At 68.5% G+C, this 6454-nt stretch carries 8 protein-coding genes; all 8 read left to right on the top strand.

All coding sequences use genetic code 11. The features are described from left to right. The coding region (locus VHK87_RS14945) for an EF-Tu/IF-2/RF-3 family GTPase (protein WP_329635685.1) at positions 1–315 on the top strand (315 nt) is incomplete at its 5' end. 150 nt (positions 316–465) lie between these two features. Then, positions 466–945: a hypothetical protein gene (locus tag VHK87_RS14940; protein WP_329635684.1), complete on the top strand. Its 480-nt coding sequence runs from the start codon at positions 466–468 to the stop codon at positions 943–945. A gap of 31 nt (positions 946–976) precedes the next feature. Beyond that, positions 977–1486, top strand: coding sequence for a DUF2939 domain-containing protein (locus tag VHK87_RS14935; RefSeq protein WP_329635683.1), 510 nt, complete (start codon positions 977–979; stop codon positions 1484–1486). Between the two features lie 17 nt (positions 1487–1503). Further along, positions 1504–2325, top strand: a complete 822-nt coding sequence (locus VHK87_RS14930; protein ID WP_329635682.1) for a dienelactone hydrolase family protein — start codon at positions 1504–1506, stop codon at positions 2323–2325. 64 nt (positions 2326–2389) lie between these two features. Further along, positions 2390–2809: a 30S ribosome-binding factor RbfA gene (gene rbfA / locus VHK87_RS14925; protein WP_329635681.1), complete on the top strand. Its 420-nt coding sequence runs from the start codon at positions 2390–2392 to the stop codon at positions 2807–2809. Continuing rightward, complete coding sequence (gene truB, locus VHK87_RS14920; protein WP_329635680.1) at positions 2809–3753, top strand: tRNA pseudouridine(55) synthase TruB; 945 nt, start codon at positions 2809–2811, stop codon at positions 3751–3753. Before rbfA ends, truB begins: the two co-directional genes overlap by 1 nt. Positions 3754–3756: 3 nt before the next feature. Beyond that, positions 3757–4026 (top strand): 30S ribosomal protein S15, encoded by a 270-nt coding sequence (gene rpsO, locus VHK87_RS14915; protein ID WP_329635679.1) that lies wholly within the window; start codon positions 3757–3759, stop codon positions 4024–4026. Between the two features lie 284 nt (positions 4027–4310). Further along, positions 4311–6454: polyribonucleotide nucleotidyltransferase (pnp, locus tag VHK87_RS14910; protein ID WP_329635678.1), on the top strand; the 2144-nt coding region annotated here is incomplete at its 3' end.

Raw genomic sequence — 6454 nt, 5'->3', positions numbered from 1 at the left:
GCGCCGATCCAGCGCGAGACCTTCCTCGGCAACGCCGAGGTGCTGCAGGTGTTCGACATCACCAAGGTCGGCAAGGTCGCCGGCTGCCGCGTCTCCGACGGGGTGGTCCGCAAGGGCGCCCGCGTCCGGATCATCCGCCAGGACGTGGTGGTGCTCGAGCTCGGCGTCCTGCAGACGCTCAAGCGCTTCAAGGACGAGGTCAACGAGGTCCAGTCCGGCCAGGAATGCGGCATGGCCTTCCAGGGCTTCCAGGACATCAAGGCCGGCGACACCATCGAGTGCTTCACCCTCGAAGAGGTCAAGCGGTCGCTGTAAGCGACGCATTAGCAACGATCAGGCCCCGGGGGAGACGCCGGGGCCTTTTCCTTGACCCTCTTGTTCGTCGTGGCCGGCTTCATGCCGCCCACCCATCCTGATGAGCCAGCTTACCTTGCGCCCCGGCTTGCGGCGGCGCTTCATCGAACAATGGTCGACGTCCCTCCCAAGCCCGCGGTCCGCGGCGGCCTCATCTCGCCCATCTTGATCGGCGGGCTCTCGGCCGCCGTGCTCGACTTCGTCGCCGCCTGCGTGGTGAACCGGCTGCCGCCGATCACCATCGGCCAAGCGATCGCCAGCGGACTGCTGGGCCGCGCGGCGTTCCAGGGCGGCGTCGGCGCGGCGATGCTCGGCGCGCTGGCCCACACCCTCATCCTGCTGGTCGCCGCCGCGGCCTACGTCATCGCCGCGAAACGGTGGAGCCTGCTCACCCGCCGCGCCCCGGTCACGGGGCCGCTCTACGGCGTCGCCGTCTGGATGGTGATGACCTGGATAGTCGTTCCGCTCTCCGCCGCCAGCCTGCGCGCGCCCAGCGCCACGGACATCGCTGTCCAGCTCGCCATCCACGCCGGGCTCGTCGGCTTGCCGATCGCGCTCGCCGCCAGGCGCTTCTCGGCCGCCCGGCCTTAGTCCGGCCACCTGCCCGCAGGATCACCGCCGGATGCTGCGCCCCCTGCTGATCAGCCTTGTCGCCCTGCTCCTCTCCGCCTGCGCCACCGCCCAGCGCTATGACGCCGCGCAGGACGTCCACAACCTGCTGGTCGCCATCCGCGACAACGACCGGGCCGCTTTTGACCGCCACGTGGATCGGCAGGCGCTCAAGCGGCAGCTGGAGGGGCGCCTGATCGACGAGACCCAGGAGTCCGGCGCGCCGCGGCTGCTGCAAGGGCTGGGGATCACCCTCGCCGAGCCGGTGGCCGCGCTGGCCGGCGAGCTGCTGATCCAGCCGCGAGTGTTCCGCTGGGTTGCCGAACACTACGGCTACCGGCGCACCGACCCGCTGCCCAGCGCGCTCGCCATCTCCCCGGCCCTGCGGCCCATTGGCGGCGGCCGGGTCTGCGCCATTGCTGACTCCGGCGGCCCCTGCGTGCTGGTCTTCACCCGCATCGACGGCCTTTGGAAGCTGACCGGCTTCGAAGGTGAGATTTCGATGCTGCGCGCGAGGCCGTGAGGCGCCTACCATCGGGCATGGCGCAGCCCCACCCGCTCGAGAACTACACCCGCTTCGACTTCACCGACGGCCCGTGGACCCGGCCCGTGTACCGCAAGGGCTCCGGTCCGGCGGTGATCGTCATCCACGAAATGCCGGGGCTGCATCCGCTGGTCGTGCGCTTCGCCGACCGGGTGGCGGCGGCGGGGATGACGGTCTTCTGCCCGAGCCTGTTCGGCGAGCCAGGCCGGCCGGCCTCTCCCGGCTATGCGCTGGGCGAGATGTTCAAGGCGGTCTGCATCCGGCGTGAGTTCCACGTCTGGAAGAGCGACCGGTCGAGCCCGATCGTCGACTGGCTGCGGGCCCTGGCCCGGACGGCTCACGCCGAATGCGGCGGCCGCGGCGTCGGGGCGGTCGGGATGTGTTTCACCGGCGGCTTCGCGCTGGCGATGATGACCGAGCCGGCCGTGGTCGCGCCGGTGCTTTCGCAGCCGTCGCTCCCCATGCCGGCCGGATCGAAGCGTCGCGCCGCCGCCATCGGCGCCTCGCCCGAGGAGATCGCCTGCGCGCGGCGGCGGTTCGAGGACGAGGACCTGTCGATCATCGGGCTGCGCTTCTTCGAGGATGGCTTCGTCCCGGACGCGCGGTTCGAGACCTACCGCCGCGCGTTCGGCGAGCGGTTCGAAGCCATCGAGATCGACCCGAAGCACGCCGCGCCCGCGCCGATGAAGCCGCACTCGGTGCTGACCATCCACCTGAAGGAGGAGGGGCCTACCAAGGCCGCCGAGCAGCGGGTGATCCAATTCTTCCGCGAGCGCACCGGCGTCGGATGGGTGGACAGCCCGGGAACGCAGGACTAGAAGCGCGCCCTTCCCCTGAGCGGGGCGTCCGACCCGCCCGCCAGGCCGAACACGAGGCATCGCCATGAAGCGCTCTTCGCCGCACGGACGCGGCCAGCCGCAAGGCCCTTCCCAACGTCAGCTGCGCGCCGGTGAACTGGTGCGCCACGCCCTGGTCGAGGTGCTGCGCGAGGAGGACATCACCGACGAGGCGATGGTCGGGGTCTCGGTCACCGTCACCGAGGTGCGGATGAGCCCGGATCTGAGGCACGCCACCTGCTTCGTCGAGCCGCTGGGCGGCGGCCACGCCTCAGCGGTGGTCGACGCGCTCAACCGGCATTCCCGCTTCCTACGCGGGCGGCTGGGCCGTCACATCGAGCTGAAGTTCACGCCCGACCTGAAGTTCCTGCACGACGAGAGCTTCAACGAGGCCGCTCGGATGGACCGATTGTTCCAGGACCCGAAGGTGCAGCGCGACCTCTCCGGCCAGACGGACGAGGACTGATGGGCCGGCGGCGGAAAGGCGAGGCGGTCTCAGGCTGGATCTGCCTGGACAAGCCCTATGACCTGACCTCCACACACGCGGTCAGCCGCGTGCGGCGGATCTTCAACGCCCAGAAGGCCGGCCACGCCGGCACCCTCGACCCGCTGGCCACCGGCATCTTGCCGATCGCCCTGGGCGAGGCGACCAAGACCGTCCCGTTCCTGGTGGACGCCGACAAGTCCTACCGCTTCACCCTGGCCTGGGGCTCCACCACCACCACGCTCGACCGCGAGGGCGCGGTGGTGCAGACCTCCGACGTGCGGCCCGGCCGCGCCGAGGTCGAGGCGGCGCTGCCCAGGTTCATCGGCGAGATCGAGCAGGTCCCGCCGGCCTTCTCGGCCATCAAGGTCGACGGCGAGCGCGCCTATGACCTGGCCCGCGCCGGCGAGGCGGTGGAGCTGGCCGCCCGCCTGGTGAAGGTCCACGACCTGCGTATCGCCGACGCCTCCGATCCCGACGCGCTGACCCTGGAGATGGACTGCGGCAAGGGCACCTATGTCCGCGCCTTCGTCCGCGACCTGGCCCAGGCGCTGGGCGCCTGCGCCCACGTCTCCGAGCTGCGCCGCACTCGCGTCGGGCCGTTCGGCGAGGACCGGGCGATCGGACTGGAAGTTCTTGAGGATTTAGGGCATAAGGCCCGCCCATCGGAGGCATTGCTTCCGGTCGAGACCGCGCTGGACGACATCCCGGCGCTGGCCGTGACCGCTGAAGACGCCTTCCGATTGAAGCAGGGACGCTCGATCGTTCTCGTTCCCCGTCAGGTGGAAACGCTGAAGGCCCGGCTCGCGCCGGGCTCCAGAACCGTTTCTGCGATGGAGGGCGGATCCATCGTGGCGCTCTGCGAGATGCGCGCCGGCAAGCTCGAGCCGTCGCGGGTCTTCCATCTGGACCGAGCGGAGACCTGACCGATGTCGATTACGACCGACCGCAAGGCGGAACTGATCAAGACCCACGCCCGCGGCGAAGCGGATACGGGCAGCGCTGAAGTGCAGGTGGCGATCCTCTCGGAGCGCATCGCCAATCTCACCGAGCACTTCAAGACGCACAAGAAGGACAACCACTCGCGCCGGGGCCTGCTCAAGCTCGTCTCCCAGCGCCGCTCGCTCCTCGACCACCTGAAGAAGTCGGACGCGCAGCGCTACCAGGACCTGATCGAAAAGCTCGGTCTGCGCCGCTAAACCAACGCCGCCCCCGCCGCCGTGCGGGGGCGTTGCATATCGGGCCTTGGCCCTCGGCCGCTCGCCAGTAGGATCGGCCGCTTACCAATCCGTCGCCCCTTCGTGACAGGCCGAGGGGACCCAGCGACGGGCCAACGGGGTTTTCCAACGTGGAGGATCTCGTCACACGCCGAGGGTTCCGACGAAATCCTCGATCCGCCTGTTCATTTGGAGAGGATTTCGGAAGCCCGATCCCCTGTCCGCCCCCGCCAGGAATGCGCCTGCCGGGACGAGAAAGAAGCAAAATGTTCGACATCAAGAGAAAGACCATCGAGTGGGGCGGCAAGACGCTCACGCTCGAAACCGGCCGCATGGCCCGTCAAGCCGACGGCGCGGTCGTGGCCACCTACGGCGACACCATGGTCATGGCCGCGGTCACCTTCGCCAAGACGGCCAAGCCCGGCCAGGACTTCTTCCCGCTGACCGTGAACTACCAGGAGAAGTTCTACGCCGCCGGCAAGATCCCCGGCTCCTTCCCGCGCCGCGAGACGGCGCCGACCCAGAAGGAGACGCTCACCTCGCGCCTCATCGACCGGCCGATCCGTCCGCTGTTCGTAAAGGGCTTCAAGAACGAGGTCCAAGTGGTGGCGACGGTGCTCGCCCACGACCTCGAGAACGATCCCGACATCGTCGCCATGGTGGCCTCCTCGGCCGCCCTGGTGATGTCCGGCGTCCCGTTCATGGGCCCGATCGCCGGCGTCCGCGTCGGCTACATCAATGACCAGTACGTGCTGAACCCGACGCTCGACGAGCTGAAGGAAAGCCGCATGGACCTGGTGGTCGCCGGCACCGCGGACGCCGTCATGATGGTCGAGTCCGAGATCAAGGAGATGACCGAGGAGGAAGTCCTCGGCGCCGTCAGCTTCGCCCACAAGGGCATGCAGCCGGTGATCGACGCGATCATCGAGCTGGCCGAGCATGCGGCCAAGGATCCGTTCGAGTTCGAGCCGGTCGACACAGAAGCTCTGAAGGCTCAGATGAAGTCGCTGGTCGGCGCGGAGATTGCGGCGGCCTACAAGGTGACCAAGAAGTCGGAACGCCACGACGCTGTCGGCGCGGCCAAGGCCAAGGCCCTGCAGGCGCTGGCCAAGTCGGAGGCCAACCCGGACGGCGCGGACCCGCTGAAGCTCGCCGAAGTGTTCAAGGAGCTGGAGGCCGACGTCGTCCGCCGCAACATCCTCGACACCGGCAAGCGCATCGACGGGCGCAACGTCGACCAGGTCCGCCCGATCGTCTCGGAAGTGGGCGTGCTGCCCCGGGCCCACGGCTCGGCGCTGTTCACCCGCGGCGAGACCCAGGCGCTGGTCGTGGCCACGCTCGGCACCGGTGACGACGAGCAGCTGATCGACGCCCTCGAGGGCAAGTACTACGAGAAGTTCATGCTGCACTACAACTTCCCGCCGTTCAGCGTCGGGGAGACGGGCCGCATGGGCGCGCCGAGCCGCCGGGACGTCGGCCACGGCAAGCTCGCCTGGCGCGCGCTTCGTCCGATGCTGCCGCCCGCCGAGGAGTTCCCCTACACCATCCGCCTGGTCTCGGAGATCTTCGAGTCCAACGGCTCCTCGTCGATGGCTTCGGTCTGCGGCGGGTCGCTGGCGCTGATGGATGCGGGCGTGCCGCTGAAGAAGCCGGTCTCCGGCATCGCCATGGGCCTGATCCTGGAGAAGGACGGCTTCGCCGTGCTCTCTGACATCCTGGGCGACGAGGACCACCTCGGCGACATGGACTTCAAGGTCGCCGGCACCGCCGACGGCATCACCTCGCTGCAGATGGACATCAAGATCGCCGGCATCACCGAGGCGATCATGAAGCAGGCGCTCGAGCAGGCGAAGGCCGGCCGCGCGCACATCCTGGGCGAGATGGCCAAGGCCATGGAGGCGCCGCGGGCCGAGCTCGGCGAGCACGCGCCGAAGATCGTCACCATGAAGATCCCCGTGGACAAGATCCGCGAAGTGATCGGCTCGGGCGGCAAGGTGATCCGCGAGATCGTCGAGAAGACGGGCGCCAAGATCGACATCGAAGACGACGGCACCATCAAGGTGGCGGCCTCCGAGCAGTCGAAAATCGACGCGGCGATGGACTGGATCAAGTCCATCACTCAGGAAGCGGAAGTCGGTCAGATCTACACCGGCAAGGTGGTCAAGATCGTCGACTTCGGCGCCTTCGTGAACTTCTTCGGCGCCAAGGACGGCCTGGTCCACGTCTCGCAGATCTCGAGCGAGCGCGTGAACAAGGTTTCGGACGTGCTGCAGGAGGGCCAGACCGTGAAGGTCAAGCTTCTCGGCTTCGACGATCGCGGCAAGACCCGCCTCTCGATGAAGGTCGTCGACCAGGAGACCGGCGAAGACCTGTCGAAGAAGCAAGACCAGCCGGAGACGGAGGAGGCGTA

The sequence above is a fragment of the Phenylobacterium sp. genome (assembly GCF_036263695.1).
In the GTDB taxonomy this organism is placed as follows: domain Bacteria; phylum Pseudomonadota; class Alphaproteobacteria; order Caulobacterales; family Caulobacteraceae; genus Phenylobacterium.
The sequence above is the reverse complement of the archived record's forward strand: the minus strand, read 5'-3'. Positions and strand labels throughout refer to the sequence as shown.